The sequence below is a fragment of the Flavobacterium sp. genome (genome assembly GCF_034111225.1).
Classification (GTDB): Bacteria; Bacteroidota; Bacteroidia; order Flavobacteriales; family Flavobacteriaceae; genus Flavobacterium.
The window spans coordinates 51,518-72,316 of sequence record NZ_JAWUXR010000014.1; the positions used below are offsets into that span (position 1 = coordinate 51,518).

At 32.2% G+C, this 20,799-nt stretch carries 14 protein-coding genes and 1 pseudogene; 6 read left to right on the forward strand and 9 right to left on the reverse strand.

What is annotated here, in order from left to right; genetic code table 11:
* Positions 1–38 precede the first annotated feature (38 nt).
* Positions 39–2,990: a S8 family serine peptidase gene (locus tag UXY25_RS10920; protein ID WP_320816055.1), complete on the reverse strand. Its 2,952-nt coding sequence runs from the start codon at positions 2,988–2,990 to the stop codon at positions 39–41.
* A gap of 149 nt (positions 2,991–3,139) precedes the next feature.
* On the opposite strand from UXY25_RS10920, the gene UXY25_RS10925 reads away from it, so the two are divergent.
* The 3 genes from UXY25_RS10925 to UXY25_RS10935 all read left to right on the forward strand — a co-directional run bounded on the left by UXY25_RS10925 (position 3,140) and on the right by UXY25_RS10935 (position 6,880).
* Positions 3,140–4,579 (forward strand): nucleoside recognition domain-containing protein, encoded by a 1,440-nt coding sequence (locus UXY25_RS10925; protein WP_320816056.1) that lies wholly within the window; start codon positions 3,140–3,142, stop codon positions 4,577–4,579.
* A 19-nt stretch (positions 4,580–4,598) separates the two neighbouring features.
* Complete coding sequence (locus UXY25_RS10930) at positions 4,599–5,018, forward strand: hypothetical protein (RefSeq protein ID WP_320816057.1); 420 nt, start codon at positions 4,599–4,601, stop codon at positions 5,016–5,018.
* Positions 5,019–5,275: 257 nt separating this feature from the next.
* Entirely contained in the window at positions 5,276–6,880 is a 1,605-nt protein-coding gene (locus tag UXY25_RS10935) for a fumarate hydratase (RefSeq protein ID WP_320816058.1), read from the forward strand.
* Between the two features lie 164 nt (positions 6,881–7,044).
* Here UXY25_RS10935 and UXY25_RS10940 read toward each other — a convergent pair whose 3' ends face one another.
* Positions 7,045–8,469 (reverse strand): hypothetical protein, encoded by a 1,425-nt coding sequence (locus UXY25_RS10940; protein WP_320816059.1) that lies wholly within the window; start codon positions 8,467–8,469, stop codon positions 7,045–7,047.
* 208 nt (positions 8,470–8,677) lie between these two features.
* Here UXY25_RS10940 and UXY25_RS11915 point away from each other — a divergent pair.
* Positions 8,678–8,878, forward strand: a pseudogene (locus tag UXY25_RS11915) (fumarate hydratase C-terminal domain-containing protein); the annotation flags it as partial.
* A 76-nt stretch (positions 8,879–8,954) separates the two neighbouring features.
* Here the strand turns inward: UXY25_RS11915 and UXY25_RS10950 are convergent.
* From UXY25_RS10950 to UXY25_RS10980, 7 genes are all read right to left on the reverse strand, one after another.
* Positions 8,955–12,143: a M4 family metallopeptidase gene (locus UXY25_RS10950; RefSeq protein ID WP_320816060.1), complete on the reverse strand. Its 3,189-nt coding sequence runs from the start codon at positions 12,141–12,143 to the stop codon at positions 8,955–8,957.
* 169 nt (positions 12,144–12,312) lie between these two features.
* The gene (locus tag UXY25_RS10955) at positions 12,313–12,969 is read right to left on the reverse strand and encodes a CoA transferase subunit B (RefSeq protein ID WP_320816061.1); all 657 of its coding nucleotides are present in this window, start codon (positions 12,967–12,969) and stop codon (positions 12,313–12,315) included.
* A 1-nt stretch (position 12,970) separates the two neighbouring features.
* Positions 12,971–13,672 (reverse strand): CoA transferase subunit A, encoded by a 702-nt coding sequence (locus UXY25_RS10960; RefSeq protein ID WP_320816062.1) that lies wholly within the window; start codon positions 13,670–13,672, stop codon positions 12,971–12,973.
* Positions 13,673–13,690: 18 nt separating this feature from the next.
* The gene (locus UXY25_RS10965; RefSeq protein ID WP_320816063.1) at positions 13,691–15,976 is read right to left on the reverse strand and encodes a PBP1A family penicillin-binding protein; all 2,286 of its coding nucleotides are present in this window, start codon (positions 15,974–15,976) and stop codon (positions 13,691–13,693) included.
* 3 nt (positions 15,977–15,979) lie between these two features.
* Complete coding sequence (locus tag UXY25_RS10970; RefSeq protein WP_320816064.1) at positions 15,980–16,471, reverse strand: gliding motility lipoprotein GldH; 492 nt, start codon at positions 16,469–16,471, stop codon at positions 15,980–15,982.
* Entirely contained in the window at positions 16,452–17,615 is a 1,164-nt protein-coding gene (locus UXY25_RS10975; RefSeq protein ID WP_320816065.1) for a regulatory iron-sulfur-containing complex subunit RicT, read from the reverse strand. Before UXY25_RS10975 ends, UXY25_RS10970 begins: the two co-directional genes overlap by 20 nt.
* 167 nt (positions 17,616–17,782) lie before the next feature.
* Complete coding sequence (locus UXY25_RS10980; RefSeq protein ID WP_320816066.1) at positions 17,783–19,138, reverse strand: rhodanese-related sulfurtransferase; 1,356 nt, start codon at positions 19,136–19,138, stop codon at positions 17,783–17,785.
* Between the two features lie 145 nt (positions 19,139–19,283).
* Between UXY25_RS10980 and recA the strand changes: the two genes are divergently transcribed.
* Both recA and UXY25_RS10990 read left to right on the forward strand, forming a co-directional pair.
* Positions 19,284–20,288 (forward strand): recombinase RecA, encoded by a 1,005-nt coding sequence (gene recA, locus UXY25_RS10985; RefSeq protein WP_320816067.1) that lies wholly within the window; start codon positions 19,284–19,286, stop codon positions 20,286–20,288.
* A gap of 93 nt (positions 20,289–20,381) precedes the next feature.
* On the forward strand, positions 20,382–20,792 hold the full coding sequence (locus UXY25_RS10990) for a hypothetical protein (RefSeq protein WP_320816068.1): 411 nt from the start codon (positions 20,382–20,384) through the stop codon (positions 20,790–20,792).
* The last annotated feature ends 7 nt before the right edge of the window (positions 20,793–20,799 follow it).

A 20,799-nucleotide genomic window follows, 5' to 3' on the forward strand; every position in this document is an offset into this window, starting at 1 on the left:
TTTATGTTGGCAGTTTTTATTTTAAGAATAAAAGTTATTTATTTTTTTACCACAATTTTATGAGTGCTTTCTAAGTCACCATTTTTAACTGATAATAAATAAATTCCATCATTTAATTTCTCAATATTTAATGTTTCAGAAGTAGTACTAGATTTTTTATCTAATACTTTTCTTCCTTGAACATCATATAATGTATAAGTTGTTTCACCAGAAACCGCTCCATTTAAGTTAATGTTTACAATTCCTTTTGAAGGATTAGGGTATATAACTAAATTAGATAAAGCATTTGATGGAGAACTCAAAGATTGTTGAATATTACAAAATGATAAGGTAACTGCATTAATTGCACCACCATCACCATTATACGCATCGACAACTCTTAATATCCAAGTACCATCTGCAGATAAACTGTTGAAATTACTTAAATTTTCGAAAGGCTTAACTATTCCAGTTATAGAAGGTACACCTGCTCCACAAGTAAAAGCAACCCCAGCATCATCAAGAGTACAAGCAATATCATCATTATCACCACATGGTTCACTAAATAAGATAACAATAGGACTTCCTATAGCTGCAGGCCCTTCTAGATAGTATTTCATATCTTGAATGTAAGTATGAGAAATGTTAAGTGTAACATTAAGATCACCTATTAACAAGCCTCCAGTCACATTAATGGGCACTGTTGCAATACTGTTTGCAGTTGTACCTATAGTTGCATTTGAAAAATCTGTAGCAGTAAATGCACTTCCACATGTTAATTTCCCAGTTTCAAAGTTTTGAACTGTTGCGTTTCCAGGAATTCCATTTCCACATCTATTTGATGGGACTACTCTCCAATAATATTTAGTTTCTTCACTTAAACCAGAAATAGAATAACTAGTTTGAATAGTATTTATGTTCGTATAAAAAGTTGCAAATACAGGAGAAGTTGAAACCTGTAAATTATAAGATTCTACATTAATATCTGAATTCCATTTTAATGAAACGGTTGTTGGAACAGTGTTTTGTCCATTAACAGGAGTGTTTAAAGTAGTGTTTTGGAATGTACTAGAGTATACTTTTAACCCTTTTAATCTTGTTTCAGTTTCTGTGCCATTATCTCCTTTAATACCAACACTATAATCTCCTGGTTGAACCGAAGATAAGTTCAAAACAGTCATTGTAACAGTTCCATTTACACCTAAGCTTGTAGGGCTAAAAGAAGCTGTAGCTCCTGAAGGAAGACCAACAGCAGTAAAGTTTGTAGTCATTGAACCAATTTGCTTGTAATCAAACGTATAAACTGCATTTTGATTTGTACAAACTATTAAATCATCAGATTTTGAAGTAAGAGCAAAATTAGAAGTTATCCCTGTAATTACTAGTGAAAATCTTTGAGAACCATTAATCAATGTGCCTTTATGAGTAATTGCGACATCGTAAATTCCAGCTACAGGTACATCAATTTTAATTACTTCTACATTATCTACATTATTATCTCCAGTTCTTATAGCTAAACTGTTTGGGTTAGATTGAAGCTTCCAAGGATAATAGGTAGTGGTGCCATCTTTAGTAACTCTAATATCTAAATCGTTTACTAACGCTGGAGTCGGATCATTTGCCGGTAAGTTTCCGTTATTTATAACTCCAGGTAAATCAGTCCAAGTAATTGAAGCAATTAAAGGGTTCGTAGATCCACCAATAGCATTAACGCTCATGTTGTAAGTTTGACCTTGTACTAGTTTTTCTTCAGAAACCCAAGAAGTTAAACCATTGTTAGTTAAAGTTTCTGCTGCCTTTTTCGCATTTAATAATCCCCAACCAAATTTAGCATCTGGACCAACATTTCCAGCATCATCTGCAGTATGGCAAGCCAAACCTTTTAAGGTAGCAGCTTTCATAAAACTATTGGTTAAATTTTTATTGTGCTGTTGTAAAAGCAATAATGTTCCCGCTACATTAGGACTAGACATTGATGTACCCGTCATAGTTGTAGTAGCGGTATTACTTGTACTAGTTGTAGAAGTTAAAGAAGTTCCGTTACCTGTAATGTCCGGTTTTATTCTTAAATCATCTGTAGGCCCTTGGCTGCTTGAGGTATTTATTGTAACGCTAATCAATGTGCCGTCTGCTGCTACGTTTGCATCATTTGCATTTGCAACTATTAATGAGTTTTTAGAAGTTTTATTTCCTGTAAGTTTATCAAACCCTGTTGCTATAGGATTTGTATTGTTATTATTTCCTCCATCATTTCCAGCAGACATTACGGGTAAATAATATGGAGATAAATAAGCAATTTCATCCCAGTTTGCTGCATCATTAGTATAGGCTCCAATGTACCATGCCGGTAAAGATGTTCCATTACTAGTAATTGGCACTCCATATGAATGGTTAGAAATCAACATTCCGCCTAGTACTTCTGAAAGTGCCTCTGATTCGTCATCTGTCCATTCAAAGGCTCTTGCTGTAGCTTGATACGCCATCCCTTTAGCACTAGCAGATGCGTCAGATGCCATTATAGTTCCTGTTACGTGAGTTGCGTGTGCAGCATATGTAGTTCCTGAAGGATCATCAACAGTTGTAACTCTATTAGAAAATAAATTATGTGTTCTTCTAACTGTTCCTCCATCCCAAACTCTTGCCACCATCCCTTGTCCATTTAGATTTAATCCTAAATTTCCTCCTGTGTTTAAGTGGTTTGCTCTTGTCGATTTTGCTGCATTAGCATTAGTAGTTGAATAATACACCGGAAAACCATCTGGCGTTAATTTCATAAGCTCTTGATAAGAACCGTCAGCACCTTTAATAGTTAGTGGCCAACCATTTTTTGTTGCAGCCTCAATTGCTTTCTTTTTTTCAATTTTTTCCAATACTTTAAATTTTTCAATTTTTTCTTGGATTTTTTCTACATCATATTGCTTCACAATTTTTTCTACATCAGATTTATCTTGTCCGTATGAAAAAATTGAAAAAATAAAAAACAGGGTAAGTGTAATTTTTTTAAATTTCATTAGTTCAGTTTGTTAAGGTTTGGCAGAAACAAAAATATTCTTTTTTTTGAAATAAAAAACATATTTTTTATTTATAAGTATTCTTAAAAAAGTGAAAGATTATTTTTTTATTAAATGGCTTAAATAGTACATTTACAAAAATTAGAATTATGGTATTAAGCAGATTTTGGTTAGCAATTTTTATTTCGTCAATTGCCTTTGTGGTAATCAGTTTGTTTTCTGGCACAACATATACCATCGATTATGTATTGAATGGCGAAAGAGGTAACCCTATATTAATTTCTGAAAAATATATAGATCAAGTTCCTGCTTTTATAAAAGATAGTATCCAACTGAAAGACGACAAAACAATGATTGTTAATCGTAATGTATCAGATCCTGATACGACGTATGTTTACAAAAATCAAACGGTGCAAATTTACAGCGGTGTTCAAAAATCTGATGGATTGTTGGCAACCTGTAAAAGCAGTTTAGTTGATATAATAATTCCGCTTATTGCTTATTTAGCTTTCTTTTGTGGATTGATGGAATTGTTAATCATATCTGGAGTTTCCGGAAAATTAGCCAAAGTTTTGAGTCCAGTTTTTGTAAAAGTATTTCCAAGTATTCCTAAAAATCATCCTTCTATTTCCTATATGACGTTAAATTTTGCGGCAAACTTTTTAGGATTAGATTCGGCTGCAACACCTTTTGGTTTAAAAGCTATGGAAAGTTTGCAAGAGCTCAATGAAGATAAAGATAGAGCCAGTGATTCGCAAATTATGTTTATGTGTTTGCATGCTTCGGGTTTAACTTTAATTGCAACTTCAATTATTGGATATAGAGCAGCAGCTGGTTCTAGTAACCCTGCAGATGTGATGTTGCCTTGTATCATCACTTCGTTTATTGGTACAATTGCGGCTTTTTTAATTGTTGGAATTAAACAAAAAATTAATTTCAAAAGTGCTTCATTAGCAATTGGATTAATTACATTAATTGGGGCAATTATTGGCTTGTTGATGTATGTAAATCATTTGGATATTATTGGAAAAAATTATTTTACATCTAATCTTTCGGGATTAATATTATTAGCAATAATTGGTTTTACCTTGCTTTATGCATTCAAAAAAGAAAAGTTATTTGCCGAAGCGAGTACAACCGTTTTTGATGCTTTTGTAAAAGGAGCAAATAACGGTGTAAAAACTGGTGTTACTATTTTTCCATATGTTTTAGGAATGTTAGCTGCCATTTCATTATTTAGAAATAGTGGATTGTTTGATATTATAAGTAATAGTCTAGCGTATGTTTTTTCAACTATTGGTGTGAATAAACAAATTATCGATTCCTTACCGGTTGCTTTATTGCGACCTTTTAGTTCTGCAGGTTCAAGAGGGTTTTTGATTGATTCGATGAATACTTTTGGAGCCGATTCTTTAACTGGAAGATTGAGTAGTATTTTTCAATGTAGTGCCGAAAGCACTTTTTATGTAATTGCGGTTTATTTTGGTTCTGTGAATATAAAAAATACACGATATGCTTTAACTACGATGCTTTTAGTAGACTTAATTTGTGTAATTACTGCAATTTTTGTGGCGAGTTGGTTTTTTTAAATTTCAAATGATTTTATAAATGAAAAATAATATTTTAATACTTTCAATATTACTTGCATTTTCTTGTAATAAAATTGTTACTAAAGAGAATGATGAAATTGATTTAAAAGAAGCAAAAATTGTAACAAATGATTTTTATAATGAAATAATTTCAAAAGATACTTTATCCGTGATTAAAAACCTCGATAAAACTATTGATGAAAAAGAGTTTATTGATTTAATAGTAAGCAATTATAAAGATTTTGGTAAGATTACTGAGTTTAATATTAGCAGTGTTAATACTAAAAGTATTGAAAAGAATAATTCTACATTAATTGAATACAAAATATCAATTAATGTTAAATACGAAAATAAAAATTGTATTGAATATTTAATGTTTACAAATGAGAATAATGAAAAGCCACTTTTAAACAAATATTTGATAAACCCTGTAAATTAATGAGTTTTTATGAAGAATTAATTGCAACATTTTTTCAAGAAGTTTTATATAAGGCTATAAAATTCATTGGCACAGTTATAAAATGGATTTTTTATTTAGGCAAGAGACCAATTAGCCAAATTAGAAAAGAAAATTGGAATACAAGAGTTGGTTTCGCAGTCTTTATTTTGCTAATTCTTTTTATAGTGTATTTGATAAACTAGAATTTCACAAATACTTCAATTATCCTTAACTTTACGTTTTTAAAAACAACACACATGGATTTTATATACCAAGACCCGTATCCCATTTTAAAAGACGATACACAATACAAAAAAATTTCATCTGAATTTGTAAAAGTTAAAAAGCTAGGCGACAGAGAAATTTTGACTATTGACCCAAAAGGATTAGAGTTATTATCAGAAGTTGCAATGAGCGATGTTTCGTTTATGTTACGTACTAAGCATTTAAAAAGTTTAGCCAATATTTTAGATGACCCTGAAGCGACGGATAACGATCGTTTTGTGGCGTATAATTTGTTGCAAAATGCTTCCGTAGCTATTGAAGGAGAATTGCCTTCTTGTCAAGATACCGGAACGGCTATTGTAATGGCTAAAAAAGGAGAAAACGTATTTACAGGTGTTAATGATGCAGAATGGCTTTCTAGAGGGATTTTCAATACCTACGAAAAGAAAAACCTTCGTTATTCTCAAATTGTGCCAATCAGCATGTTTGAAGAAAAGAATTCGGGTTCAAACTTACCTGCACAAATAGATATTTATGCTAAAAAAGGAAGTTCTTATGAGTTTTTATTTTTAGCAAAAGGAGGAGGTTCTGCTAATAAAACATTCTTATATCAAAAAACAAAATCATTATTGAATGAGAAAGGAATGGAAGAGTTTGTTCGTGAAAAAATCAAAGATTTAGGAACATCAGCTTGTCCGCCTTATCATTTAGCTTTGGTAATTGGAGGAACTTCTGCTGAAGCTAATTTAGCAACAGTTAAAAAAGCATCTGCTGGTTATTTTGACGAATTACCAACTTCAGGAAATATGGCTGGTCAGGCTTTTCGTGATTTAGAATGGGAAAAAAGAGTACAAGAAATTTGCCAAGAAAGTGCAATTGGAGCACAATTTGGTGGAAAATATTTTACACATGATGTTCGTGTAATTCGTTTGCCACGACATGCTGCTTCTTGTCCGGTTGGTCTAGGAGTTTCTTGTTCTGCCGATAGAAACATTAAAGGTAAAATTACCAAAGATGGAATTTTTGTAGAGCAATTAGAAACAAATCCTGCTCAATTTTTACCAGAAGTTGCGCCACATTTAGCTCCAGCTGTAGAAATTGATTTGAACAGACCAATGGCTGAAATTTTAGCGGAATTGACTAAGTATCCAATTAAAACACGTTTAAAATTAAGCGGAACTGTAATTGTAGCTCGTGATATTGCACATGCAAAAATTAAAGAACTGTTAGATGCCGGTAAACCAATGCCAGAATATTTTAAAAACCACCCAGTATATTATGCTGGACCTGCTAAAACACCAGAAGGAATGGCTTCAGGAAGTTTCGGACCAACAACTGCTGGGAGAATGGACCCTTATGTAGATGAGTTCCAAGCTGCAGGTGGAAGTATGATTATGTTGGCAAAAGGAAACCGTTCGCAACAAGTTACAGATGCTTGTGCACAACACGGCGGTTTTTATTTAGGTTCCATTGGAGGACCGGCTGCGATTTTAGCAAAAGATAATATTCTTAAAGTTGAGGTTGTAGATTTTGAAGAATTAGGAATGGAAGCTGTTCGTAAGATTACAGTTAAAGATTTCCCAGCTTTTATCATTACCGATGATAAAGGAAATGATTTCTTTGCGAATTTGAAGTAATTTTTAATAAAAATAGAGAAAAGAAAATTATGAAAAACTGTTAGCGAAAGCTAGTAGTTTTTTTGTTTTAATAAAACACCTTCTTATCAAACGTTCAAAAAATAAGTTATTGAAAAAAATTTTTTTTAAAAAAAATATTTAACTTATCTGCTTTTATTTAAATTTTAAGAAATATTTATTGTTGCAATTGCCCATTGAGATTGGTTTGTGTCAATATATTTAACTAATACAAAAAACTTTGTTCCATTTGAATTAAAAAACCCAAAATAACCATAAGATGATCTAAAAGAAACTTCACCGTTTGAATTAATGGTCCTGTGTTTTGGAATTTCAATTTCGCTTAAATTTAAAAGTTGAGTGTTGAAAATTCTAATTTTATTACTACGTACAAAAGCATAATAATCTGGGTTATATGTAAAAAGAGCACAGATTCTATTTGAAACAGAATTAATATCCATAATATCTATAACCTTATTATCATCTCCTACTAATTCCTCAAAACTAGATAAATAAACTAAGTCATTATTTTGAATTACGGAACTACTAAAAACATTTTTACTATTTGCAAATATTTTATTTCCATTTTCAGAAAACCAAAAATTTTTACCAAAATCATAATTTCCATGATAATATGAGTCATAAAGATATTGTGCTGTACCATTTGTTATATCATATTTATAAATATCAGATGGTATTACTTCATTAGTTGTATAAATATAATTTCCTGAAGGGTGAAGTTTAGCTTTTACATGGTTAGGGTAATTAGGTGCTGAATTAGTTTGACTAAGTGTTTCTTGTCCATTTGATAAATTCACACTTCTCAATTTTTGATTTGAAACATTAGAGGTGATGTATACCCAATTATTAGGCGCAAGAACAATATCAAAAATATCCGTTGATACAGGGTAATTGTTTTCAAGGGTCATTGAATTTAAATTTACATAGCTGAAACTACCATTATGTCCAACAACGGCATGGTTCCCTCCTTGACCAATAGAAACACATTTAGGTATATTATTTAATGATAATGATTCTTCTGTGTTATTAGTTATATTAAATCTTCTAATTTGATTTGGGTTTTCCGAAACAATAATCAATACATCATTTACTCTATCATACTCTGCATCTAAAACATTACCTTCAATAAACCATTTATCTTCTGTGTAATTATTTATTTGAATAATTTGAGAATATGATTGCCCCATATTATTATTTACTTTTGTTGTCAAATTATAGATTTGTGTGATCATATTTGACCTATCTAAAGTTAAAGTAACTTCGATTGAAGCCCCAGGCTGTAAAGTTCCTGAATTTGGACTTGCAGATATAAAAGTACTTGGGTTTGTTTCAGCCCAATTCCAATCAAATGAAGTATTGCCTAAGTTTTTTATTAAAAACGAATTTGTGTTCTCAAGGTAATCAAATGTTATATTGTTTTTAGAAACTGACATAACTGTAGTTACCTGATCAGCAGGATTGTTGTTTTCCGGATTGTTTATATCCTCATCTTTACTACAGCTTAAAAGAAGAATAGTAAAAATAAGTAAACAAAAATGAATTATTTGGCTATTTTTATTCTTTTCCATCATGATTAACCCTTATTTAATGTAAATTTTTTTATAAAATTCAAATATAAATAAAATTCTACATTTTTTACTAGAAGTTGTAACGCAATTAGCACCAGCTGTAGAAATTGTTTTGAACAGACTAATGGCTGAGGCTTTAGCGGAATTGACAAAATATCCAATTTAAAAACGTTTAAAATTAAGTGGAACAGTTATCATGATTCGTTATATTGCTTGTGCAAAACACGGTGGTTTCTATTTAGGTTCAATAGGAGGGCCGGCTGCCATTTTAGCAAAAGACAATATCTTAAAAGTAGAGGTTGTAGATTTTGAAGAATTAGGAATGGCAGCGATTCGTAAAATTACAGTTAAAGACTTTCCAGCGTTTATTATTACCGATGATAAAGGGAATGATTTTTTTGCGAATTTGTAATGAATAAACACATATAATTAAAAAAGGCTGCCTAGATAACTAGAGCAGCCTTTTCATTTACTTAACTAAAGTAAACTTATTCTTTAATGAATTTTTTAGCTATTTTTTCTTTATAAGTATTCGTTTCAATTATGAAAAATCCAGTACTTAAAGAACTAACATTAATTTGGCCATTTCTTATTTTTCCTTGTAAAACAAGTTGTCCCATAATGTTATAGATTTTATAATCTTCTAAATCTTTACCAATTTGAACATTTAAAATAGCTCCTTTAACAGGATTTGGATAAATTGAGAATGCAATTTCATTTTGTGTTTCCGTTGTGGTTGATACATTTGAAATTAATGAAGTTGTTCCAACACAGAAACTTGTTGATTCACTTGCTCCAAAAGTTCCGCCACTTGCAAAAGTTGTTCCGTTTGAAGTTACAGTATAACTACCATTTCCATAAGAACAACACATTCCGTCTCCATAAGAATCTTTAATTTTAAAAGTATAACAACCAGCATCTAAACATTTTGTCACTGTTAACGAAGATCCGTCAGCTTGACTTCCGTATGTTCCTCCTGAGAAAACAACTTGATTACTCGCATTTAAAATTTCCCAACTTGTTTCTTCTGGGTAGTTGTCAAATGTCATGTTAATATTTACGTTAGTACAAACTGGAGTAGAAGTAGTAGTTAACGAAACGTCATCTACAGCAATATCTCCTTGCCAAGTTGTAGCTGTTGTCCCTACGAAACGCAATTGAACTGTGTTTCCGCTGTAACTTGTTAAACTTACATTTGCTGTTAACCAACTGTTTCCTTGGTTACCCGATTTGCTCCAAATTTCAGTCCAAGTAGTTCCATTATTTGTACTAGCTTCTAATTTTAATGCTCCCATAGTTGATGCGCCATACATGTGGTATTTGAAATTAAATACTGCAGATGGAGCATTTGTTAAATTGAAACAAGGTGATTTTAAAATAGTTTTTTTGTTAGAATAGTTAGGGCTTGAAGCTTCCACATATACATAATATGTTCCTTGTGCTGCTGAAGATGGACCTGTGTTACTTGACGGAGTTCCGTTTGCATCTACAATCCAGTCAAAATCATCTGCTGAATCTTGTGTCCATGCTCCTAAAGTGTTTTCAAATCCTTCAGAGTATGGGAATGTTGAAATAGCTCCAGTACATCCAGAAGAAGAGCCAGTTGTAGTTACGCTTACACTATTACTTGAAGCGGAAACATTTCCAGCAACATCTTTTGCTTTAACCGTAAAAGCATAAGTAGTACTTGCAGTTAAACCAGTTATGTTTGCTGAAGTTGTTGTAACTGTTCCAAGATTTGTAGTTCCTCTGTATACATCATAACCAACAACACCAACATTGTCAGTTGATGCTGTCCAGTTTAAAGTAGTAGTAGTACTTGTAGTTCCACTAGCAACTAAGCTTGTTGGCGCTGTTGGCGCTTGTGTATCTGTAGCGCCTTGGTAAGCACTACCAATTCCTACAGCATAAAATGCATTTGTAGTAGCAATTGTTTCGGCAGAAGTTGCACCGTATAAATCAGTAGCAGCTTGAATTCCATAGGTTCTTGCATTGGCAAAAGTAGAGTTAGCAGATAAATAAACACTTTCTAAACGATAAGCAATATTAGCAGCTTTGTCCATCCCTATTCCCGTTACACTATAAGAACTTCCTATGTCATTTGTTCCTGATTTCCCTTGAACTAAAATATAAAACCAGTGGTTTAACACTCCTGAATTTGTATGTACCCCGCAGTAATCATTACTTTGTGTAGGAGTTCCACAATTTGGGTTTTGCCAATAAGTACCTCCGTAAGTATCAGGTTGTCCTTCACTTTTCGGATTGCTCATTGAACGTAAAGCCAAATGTCCAGAACGTCTTTCAATATCTTCGCCAATTAACCAAGTGCTTTTTGTAGGCGCTGCATAATATTCAACAGCAGCTCCCCAAATATCTGAAAAACCTTCATTCATAGCGCCAGATTCTCTTTGGTATGCTAAATTAGCTGTGTAAGTACAAACTGCATGCCCTATTTCATGTGCAGCAACGTCTAATGATGTAAGAATATCAAAATAAGTGCCACTTCCATCACCATAAGTCATTCGAGAACCATCCCAAAATGCATTGTCATAATTCGAACTATAATGAACATAACTATTAATTGCCGCTCCAGAATTATTATAACTATTGCGATTGTGTTTTGTCATTAAATAATCGTAAGTCATTTCTGCTCCCCAATGTGCATCTAAAGCACCATTGTCTTTATTAGCCGAATGTTCTGATGTTGTCCAGTTGTTGTCATTATCTGTAAAGTTCACAGCTGAATTATAATTAGTCCCCGTATTTAAGTCATAAGTATTCACCCCACTACCACGCGTAGCGTCTTTTAAAACATAACTAGAGCCAGAAAGAGTTGTTTGAATAGTTCTTGAACCACTATAACGAGTTGCCGCTGTTCCAGACACTAAGGCATCAAAGCCGGTTACTATTTTACTGGTTTCTTCTTGAGTTAATAAATTGTCACATTTAGTACCTTTATTAAATAGTGAAGAAGAATAACCAAAATGAGTTGCGTGCTTTATAGTAGCATTATAAAACAAAACATCTCCAGTTTGAGCATCTACATAAACATCGCCTCTGCTTAAAGGTTGTGTTGCATAAATATCAAATTTATAAGCTAGTTTTAAATTTGAGGCATCTGATAACTTTTGTGAATTATCATTAAAAATCGGTAATAAAACTAGTTCTCCTTGAGGTTTTTTGTAATTATCTAATTTTGCAGCTTCTGAAGCATTGTCCCAAAGATATTGTGTTGCATTAAGATGTTGTGTTGCTTTTTGTAATGCATCTTGAGCAGTGATTTCTGGAACAAGTGAAACTGAATTAGTTTTATACATTTCGCCGTTCATAGCGGTTATTTTACCATTTTTTGAATGTAAAGTATAAGTAGCAAATTCAACTTTAACCCCATTTTGATAGATTTGGTATTTATCATGTTTAAAACCTAATTTATCAGTTTCGGTATATATTTTTAAAAATTGAGTTCCGTCCTGAATTTTAAATTGTTCTTTAAATACTTTTTCAAAGTCATTAGACTTATAAACTGAACTTTCATTAAACGACAAATAACTTATTTGCCCAAAAGCATCTGTTTTTTTAAGCTTAATGTTTTTGTCTGCTTCTTGTGCAAAGGTTGCGCAAGAAAACAATGAAAATGCTGTAAACAAGGCAATTTTCTTGTGTAAATTTTTTCCCATAATTAGTAGTTAATGTTAAAATTGGTTTGAATTTCAAATATATCTACACTAGTTGGTAAAAATTTACAGAATAATCATAAAAAATGTTAAAATTTAATAAATAATAAAAATTACTAAACAAAAAACCCTGCAATATTGCAGGGTTTTTAATTTTCACTTTATAAGTAAGTTAGAAACTCATTTCAGGTATATTACCTTCAATAATTAAAGTTCCTTCTGTTGCTTTTTTAATTTCTTCAACACTAACACCAGGAGCTCTTTCTAAAAGCTTAAACCCTTTGTCAGTGATTTCTAATACTGCTAATTCCGTTACTACTTTTTTTACACAACCAACACCAGTTAATGGTAAGCTACATTTTTTAAGTAATTTAGATTCACCTGCTTTATTCACGTGCATCATAGCTACAATAATGTTTTCAGCAGAAGCTACCAGGTCCATAGCGCCACCCATACCTTTTACCATTTTTCCAGGAATTTTCCAGTTGGCAATATCACCATTTTCTGAAACTTCCATTGCGCCAAGAATTGTTAAATCAACTTTTTGGCTTCTTATCATTCCAAAACTAAAAGCAGAGTCAAAAAAACTTGCTCCCGGTAATGTTGTTATGGTTTGTTTTCCTGCATTTATAATATCGGCATCTTCTTCTCCTTCAAAAGGGAAAGGCCCCATTCCTAGAACACCATTTTCACTTTGAAATTCTACAGAAATATCAGTTCGAACATAATTTGCGACTAAAGTTGGTATTCCTATTCCAAGGTTTACATAATAACCATCTTTTACTTCTTTTGCTATTCGCTGCGCAATTTGATTTTTATCTAAAGCCATTTTATTCTTTTTTTCTTGTGGTACGTTGCTCAATTCTTTTTTCAAACTTTTCTCCTTGGAAAATTCTGTTTACCATGATTCCTGGAATATGAATTTCATTTGGATCTAAAGTTCCTGCAGGTACTAATTCTTCTACTTCTGCAATAGTAATTTTAGCAGCTCCAGCCATGCAAGCATTGAAGTTACGTGCTGTTCCTTTGAAAATTAAATTTCCAGCTTCGTCACCTTTCCATGCTTTAACAATAGAGAAATCAGCTTTGTAAGCTAATTCTAAAATATGTTTTTTACCATCAAATTCTCTTACTTCTTTTCCTTCAGCAACTTCAGTTCCATAACCTGCTGGTGTAAAAAATGCTGGAATACCTGCTTGAGCAGCACGGCATTTTTCTGCTAATGTACCTTGAGGAGTTAATTCTACATCTAGTTCTCCTGAAAGCATTTGACGTTCAAATTCTGCGTTTTCTCCAACATATGAAGAAATCATCTTTTTAATTTGTTTCTTTTGTAATAATAAACCTAATCCAAAATCATCTACACCTGCATTATTTGAAATACAAGTAAGCTCTTTAGTATTTAGTTTTACTAATTGTGCGATACTATTTTCTGGAATTCCACAAAGGCCAAAACCACCTAACATGATAGTCATTTTGTCTTGAATACCTTCTAAAGCTTCCTGAACATTATTAACTTTTCTGCTTATCATTTTTTTCTTTTTAATATATTATAATCCAAATTCGTCCATGTCTGGTTCATCAATTTTAGTTGAATCGACTTGTGGTTTTTTCCAACAATCTACTTTTATGGATAATTTTGCAGGTCTATCAAACTCCGCTTTTGATACATTTAAATCAGGATCTTTATAACATTTTTTCATAAATAAACCCCAAATAGGTAATGCCATAGTTGCACCTTGACCGTAAAAAGTTGATCTAAAGTGAGCCGAACGATCGTCGTTTCCAACCCATACTCCAGCAGCTAAATTGGGAACCATTCCTACGAACCATCCATCACTATTGTTCTGAGTAGTTCCTGTTTTACCAGCAATTGGATTTGAAAAACTATAGTCATAATTTCTAAAACCTGCACCACCCCAACGAAGTCTCTTACCAGAACCATCTTCGGTAACACCTTCTAATAACTTTAAAATAGCATAGGCAACATCTGTATTTACTACATCTTTGCTTACAGGTACAATTTGGTCAATAACCACATCGTTCTTATCAGCAATTTTAGTTACAAATGTAGGCTTTACATAAACTCCTTGGTTTGCAAATGTACTATATGCGGCTACCATTTCTTCTACAGTAATTTCTACAGCACCTAATGCAATAGCTGGTCTTTCTGGAATTTCAGAAGTTACTCCTAATTCATGAACCATATCAACAACTGTTTTTGGCCCAATTCTATCCATTAATTTTGCTGAAATTGTATTTACAGAATTTGCTAAAGCACTCTTCAAAGTAATAAGTCCTCTAAATTTTCCATCAGAATTTTGTGGAGACCAAGCTTCGTCAATTCCCCATTTTCCTTTTGGCATTGTAAATGGTGTGTCTATAATAGAATCACAAGGAGACATGCCTAATTGTTCAATTGCAGTTGCATAAACAAAAGGCTTAAATGTTGACCCAACTTGTCTTGCACCTTGCCCTACATGGTCGTATTGAAAATGCTTATAGTCTATTCCGCCAACCCATGCTTTAATATGTCCGGTTTGTGGCTCCATTGCCATCATACCCGTTTGTAAAATATGCTTGTAGTATAAAATAGAATCTTTAGGAGTCATTATAGTATCTCTTTCGCCTGCCCAAGAAAATATTTTCATTTTTGTTTTTACATCAAACGATTTAATAATTTCATCTTCAGTTTTGCCATCACCTTTAAGTAACCTCCATCTTTCAGAAGATTTCATAGCATTTTTTAAAATACTATTTGTTTGATCGTCGGAAATGTTTACGAAAGGCGCATTCTTTTTACCTTTAGCATTTTTAAAAAATTCAGCTTGAAGATTCGGAAGGTGTTCTGCAACCGCTTCTTCAGCATATTTTTGCATTCGGGAGTCAATAGTTGTATATATTTTTAAACCATCTCTATAGATATCATATTCAGTACCATCTTCTTTAGGATGGTCTTTTACCCATTTTTTCATATAGTCACGCAAATATTCTCTAAAATAAGTGGCGCTTCCTTCACTATGACTTTCTGGTTTGAAATCTAAAACAATAGGTTCTTTTTCTAATTTTTCTTTTTCTTCTTTTGAAAGCAAGTCGTTTTTTACCATTTGACCTAAAACGGTATTTCTTCTGTCTGTTACTCTTTGAATTCTTTTTTCTCTATTTGGGTTATAAAGAGATGGGTTTTTTAGCATTCCAACGAATACGGCTGCTTCATTTATTGTTAAATCTTTAGGTTCTTTATTAAAATAAATTTTAGAAGCAGAACGAATTCCTACTGCTCCGTTTACGAAATCTACTTCATTTAGATACATTGCAAGAATTTCTTTTTTTGCATATTGACGCTCTAAACGTACAGCAATAACCCATTCTTTTATTTTTTGGAGAACTCTTAAAACAATATTTTTTGATCCATCAGCACCATGAAACAGGTTTTTAGCTAACTGTTGTGTAATTGTACTTGCACCACCACTGCTACCTAATGTAAGTGCTGCTCTAAATGTTCCTTTAGCATCAATTCCTGAATGTTCGTAAAAACGCTCATCTTCAGTAGCAACTAATGCATCTACAAGGTGTTTAGGTAAGTCGGTATATTTTACGGGCACTCTATTTTCTAAATAAAACTTCCCAATTACCTCACCGTCTGATGAAATAATTTCGGTTGCAACATTTGAATCTGGATTTTCTAATTTTTCAAAACTTGGCATTTCACCAAAGAATCCCCATGAAGCAAATAAGAATAATAAAATTACACCTATTACACCACATAAAAACAACTTCCAAAAGGTTTTAATATATTTTGAAAAGTCTTGTTTATTAGTTTGATTCTTTGCCATAATTTATTTGATTTTTTCTATTCTAAACCCAAGGTCTATAATTCCTTTTAAGTTCTCAACACCTTTAACTTCACCGGTTTCTCTTACGGCTTGTGAAATAGAGATATTATATTTTCCGTTTTTTTTAAAAACAAATCCTTCTTGATACCAAAGCTTACTTTCTTTAACATCAGAAAAGCCTTCTCCCATTAATGAGCCATCTGGGTTGGCCATTAAATATTCTAGAGTATCGGTCTTAACCAAATTATCAGGTTGTTTTAATGATACAATTAAATATAAATTATTGTAAGGGTAATCATTATTACTTCTTACGTTCAAGAATAAATTAAAAGGATTAATAGTGTCATTCTGTTCAAATGAAAAATTAATGGTATCTGTTTTTTTCCATGAACCATTAATATTTTCATATTTGTCAAACACCCTGTCTTCGTCACAAGAAATGAAAGTTAGGGCAACTAATAGTATAAAAACAAACTTATTTTTTCTTAATAACATTTTTGCTAATAGTTGGTTTAGTTCTTTTTTTATTTTTAGTGCTTTTCTTTTTTGGTTTGTCAAAACGAGTTAAACTGTCTTGTCCTACAACGTTCTGATAGTTTTCTGCATTTGCTTTTGGTTGCTCAATTACAAAATCTTCAATAGCTAAAACTTTTTTCTTTTCTTTGTTAGATTCAATAATTTCTTTTACCTGTTTTACCGATAAAATATGCCATTGCGAAGATTGATTTTCATAAGAAAACCACATCAATTCTTTAAAAATATCTATTTTCTGACAAACAGCAGTTCCTTTTTCTGTATAAAGCTTAGTGTCCATATCTGGAATGCTTTTTAAAGCATCTAAATATGTGTCTAACTCGTAATTTAAACAACATTTAAGTTTTCCACATTGTCCCGCAAGCTTTTGAGGATTTAAAGAAAGTTGTTGGTAACGTGCAGCAGCAGTGTTTACACTTCTAAAGTCGGTTAACCATGTAGAACAACATAATTCTCTTCCGCATGAACCAATTCCTCCAAGACGCGCTGCTTCTTGACGAAACCCAACTTGCTTCATTTCTATTCTTATTTTGAATTCTTGTGCAAATTCTTTAATAAGTTGTCTGAAATCTACTCTATCGTTTGCAGTATAGTAAAATGTAGCTTTAGAAGCATCTCCTTGAAATTCAATATCAGAAATTTTCATTTCTAATTTTAGAGAAATGGCTAATTCACGTGCTTTTACTTTTACTTTTTCTTCTTTTGCACGAGAGTCACTCCAGATATCAATGTCTTTTTGAGAAGCTTTCCTGTAAACCTTAGGGACTTCACCTTTTGGATCAACATGCTTTTTTTTCATTTGAATTTTAACTAATTCTCCTGAAAGGCTTATAATACCAATGTCATGCCCTGGGGAAGATTCAGTAGCTACAATATCACCAATAGACAAGGGTAGCTTTTCTGTGTTTCTATAAAACTCTTTACGTCCATTTTTGAAACGCACTTCAACACAATCAAAAGGCTCTTGGCCTTGTGGTAAGCTCATGTTTGAAAGCCAATCGAAAACAGTTAATTTGTTGCAGCTATCGGTGCCGCAAGTCCCATTATTTTTACATCCTTTTGGAGCGCCACCATCGGTCCCCGTAGAACAGTTTGTACATGCCATAATTTTGAATATATAGTGATTGTTCTGTTTAAATCAGAACTACTTTTCTTTAAAACGTATTTGTTCGTAAAGATAGTATATTTTTCGACTTTTAATAAACGATATAAAATACAAAGTCTGTTTCTTTTATAGAGAAACAGACTTTAAAACGATTTATTCACTTTGTATTAGTTCAAAATCTTATATAATTTATCCGATAAACGAATTCTAAAAGGAATTTCAAAAGTGATTTGATCTCCTTTTTTTGCTGTTTCAGAAGATTTTCCATCTACGAAAAGATTAGTGATTGTTAATTCTTGCTCGCCCGTTGTAGGTCCAGAAATAAGGATTTTATCACCAATAGTAAGTTCTTTATTTTCAATTAAAAACTGTGCAACTTTAGATTTCGTAAAATAATGTTCCGCTTTTCCAACCAATACTTTTTTGATGGTAATTTTTTGGCGAATATTTTTTGAAGTAGCTTTTGCTAATGGTTTGTTAGGTAATTCGCCTGAGTTTTTAAATTTCAAAGCTTCGGATTTTCCTTTTCGGAAAACTTTATTTCCAACTTGCGCTCCTTTTCTTAGCTTTACTTGTTCCGCTAGTGGTAAATGTGTTGTTTCTAAACATTCTGTAGAGCAACAGTTTTCCATAGCAGCTTGACATTCGTCACATTGTATGAATAACAAATGACAACCGTCATTAAAACAATTGGTGTGATTATCACAAGGTTTTCCACATTGATGACATTGCGAAACGATATCGTCTGTAATTCGTTCGCCTAATCTATGGTCAAACACGAAGTTCTTACCTAAAAATTTGCTTTCAATTTTATCTTCTTTTATTTGACGTGTGTATTCAATAATTCCACCTTCCAGTTGATATACGTTTTTAAAACCTTGGTGTTTAAAATAAGCACTGGCTTTTTCACAACGAATTCCACCTGTACAATACATTAAAAGATTTTTATCTTCTTTATGATTTTGTAATTGTTTGTTGATGATAGGTAAACTTTCTCTAAAGGTTTCCACATCTGGAGTTATAGCGCCTTTAAAGTGACCTACTTCACTTTCGTAGTGATTTCTAAAATCAACAACAATAGTATTTGGGTCTTCTAGTAAATTATTGAATTCTTGCGCTTTTAAATGAATTCCTTTGTTGGTTACATCAAAAGTATCGTCGTTTAAACCGTCGGCAACAATTTTATGACGGACTTTTATGGTAAGTTTTAAAAAAGAATGGTCGTCTTGATCCACTGCAACATTTAGTCGAATGCCTTGCATGAATTCATAGGCTTCTAGAGTTTCTTTAAAAGCTTCAAAATTATCTGCAGGAATACTCATTTGAGCATTAATTCCTTCATGAGCTACGTAAATACGACCTAGCGCATCAAGTGCGTTCCAAGCTATAAATAATTCGTCGCGAAATTTTTTAGGATCTTCAATTTTGGCATACGCATAGAAAGATAGTGTAAGACGTTGCTCACCAGCTTCATCAATAAGTTGAGCTCTTTCTTCTGCGCTTAAGGTGTTGTACAGTTGCATGCTATAAACAGTTTAAGTGAGAAAAATATTTTTACAAAGGTATGATTTTTTATAAATTAGACAAAATATAGAGTTAAAAGGAAACATATTAACAATATTTGTTTGCCTAAAAAAAAGCAGTATTTTTACAAAAAATAAAGAGAAGATGAGTTCAGAAAAAGACGCTAAATTAAAAGCATTACAACTTACATTAGATAAGCTTGATAAAACTTATGGTAAAGGAACCGTAATGAAATTAGGAGATTCAGCTGTTGAAGAAATAGAAACAATTTCTTCTGGTTCGCTTGGAATTGACATTGCTTTAGGTGTAAATGGATATCCAAGAGGTAGAATTATTGAGGTATATGGTCCAGAATCTTCTGGAAAAACAACGTTAACATTACATGCTATTGCAGAAGCTCAAAAAGCTGGCGGAATTGCTGCTTTTATTGATGCGGAACATGCTTTTGATCGTTTTTATGCTCAAAAATTAGGTGTTGATATTGATAATTTAATCATGTCTCAACCAGATAATGGTGAGCAAGCATTAGAAATAGCAGAAAACTTAATTCGTTCAGGAGCTATTGATATTGTTGTAATTGACTCGGTTGCTGCTTTGACGCCAAAGAGTGAAATTGAAGGAGACATGGGAGATTCTAAAATGGGTTTACATGCTCGTTTAATGTCTCAAGCATTAAGAAAATTAACTGGGACTATTCATAAAACGAAATGTACAGTTTTCTTCATTAATCAATTACGTGATAAAATTGGAGTAATGTTTGGAAGTCCAGAAACAACAACTGGAGGTAACGCTTTGAAATTTTACGCATCTGTTAGAGTTGATATTAGAAGATCTACTCAAATTAAAGACGGCGATAGCGTTATTGGAAATAGAACCAGAGTTAAAATTGTAAAAAACAAAGTTGCACCGCCATTTAGAACAGCAGAGTTTGACATTATGTATGGTGAAGGAATTTCTAAAGTAGGAGAGGTTTTAGATTTAGCTGTAGAATTTGAAATTGTTAAGAAAAGCGGTTCTTGGTTCAGTTACGGAGAAACAAAACTTGGACAAGGACGAGACGCTGTTAAAGCTTTGATTAAAGATAATCCAGAACTAATGGATGAATTAGAGTTGAAAATTAAAGAATTATTAAAAGAGAAAAATAGTTAAATATAAAAATCACGTTGAAAAGCGTGATTTTTTGTTTTTAAACGCAACCTTTTAAATGGTTTTGCATCTAATAAGTATAATATAAACTTAAGCATGAAAAAATTTTCCGTTTTATTAATGTTTTTTTCGTTATTTTTAGTTTCATGTAACTTGGATGACGAACCTCGTTCTGTAGAAGTTACTCTGCCTATAGAATCAGTAATAATTCCTCAAATAATGGAATTAAACATAGAACATGAAATATTAATTAAATATAGAAGACCAACAACGTGTCATTTGTATGATGGTTTTTATTATCAAGCAGATGGATTGACGCGTATTTTGGCTATAAATGCAATAAAATTAAACGAAAATAACTGTCAAAATGCGGAGGATGAAGGCCCTTACGAGGTGATTTTTAGGTTTAAGCCAACCGAATTAGAAATTTATCATTTTAAATTTTGGACAGGAACGAATATAGATGGAGTTGAAGAATATTTAGAATATGATGTAGAAGTAAATTAACAAAAAA

What these genes read in the sequence shown, in the direction of transcription:
- UXY25_RS10920 (WP_320816055.1), bottom strand. Translation starts at nt 2,990, where the DNA reads ATGAAATTTAAAAAAATTACACTTACCCTGTTTTTTATTTTTTCAATT.
- UXY25_RS10925 (WP_320816056.1), top strand. Translation starts at nt 3,140, where the DNA reads ATGGTATTAAGCAGATTTTGGTTAGCAATTTTTATTTCGTCAATTGCC.
- UXY25_RS10930 (WP_320816057.1), top strand. Translation starts at nt 4,599, where the DNA reads ATGAAAAATAATATTTTAATACTTTCAATATTACTTGCATTTTCTTGT.
- UXY25_RS10935 (WP_320816058.1), top strand. Translation starts at nt 5,276, where the DNA reads ATGGATTTTATATACCAAGACCCGTATCCCATTTTAAAAGACGATACA.
- UXY25_RS10940 (WP_320816059.1), bottom strand. Translation starts at nt 8,469, where the DNA reads ATGATGGAAAAGAATAAAAATAGCCAAATAATTCATTTTTGTTTACTT.
- UXY25_RS10950 (WP_320816060.1), bottom strand. Translation starts at nt 12,143, where the DNA reads ATGGGAAAAAATTTACACAAGAAAATTGCCTTGTTTACAGCATTTTCA.
- UXY25_RS10955 (WP_320816061.1), bottom strand. Translation starts at nt 12,969, where the DNA reads ATGGCTTTAGATAAAAATCAAATTGCGCAGCGAATAGCAAAAGAAGTA.
- UXY25_RS10960 (WP_320816062.1), bottom strand. Translation starts at nt 13,672, where the DNA reads ATGATAAGCAGAAAAGTTAATAATGTTCAGGAAGCTTTAGAAGGTATT.
- UXY25_RS10965 (WP_320816063.1), bottom strand. Translation starts at nt 15,976, where the DNA reads ATGGCAAAGAATCAAACTAATAAACAAGACTTTTCAAAATATATTAAA.
- UXY25_RS10970 (WP_320816064.1), bottom strand. Translation starts at nt 16,471, where the DNA reads ATGTTATTAAGAAAAAATAAGTTTGTTTTTATACTATTAGTTGCCCTA.
- UXY25_RS10975 (WP_320816065.1), bottom strand. Translation starts at nt 17,615, where the DNA reads ATGGCATGTACAAACTGTTCTACGGGGACCGATGGTGGCGCTCCAAAA.
- UXY25_RS10980 (WP_320816066.1), bottom strand. Translation starts at nt 19,138, where the DNA reads ATGCAACTGTACAACACCTTAAGCGCAGAAGAAAGAGCTCAACTTATT.
- recA (WP_320816067.1), top strand. Translation starts at nt 19,284, where the DNA reads ATGAGTTCAGAAAAAGACGCTAAATTAAAAGCATTACAACTTACATTA.
- UXY25_RS10990 (WP_320816068.1), top strand. Translation starts at nt 20,382, where the DNA reads ATGAAAAAATTTTCCGTTTTATTAATGTTTTTTTCGTTATTTTTAGTT.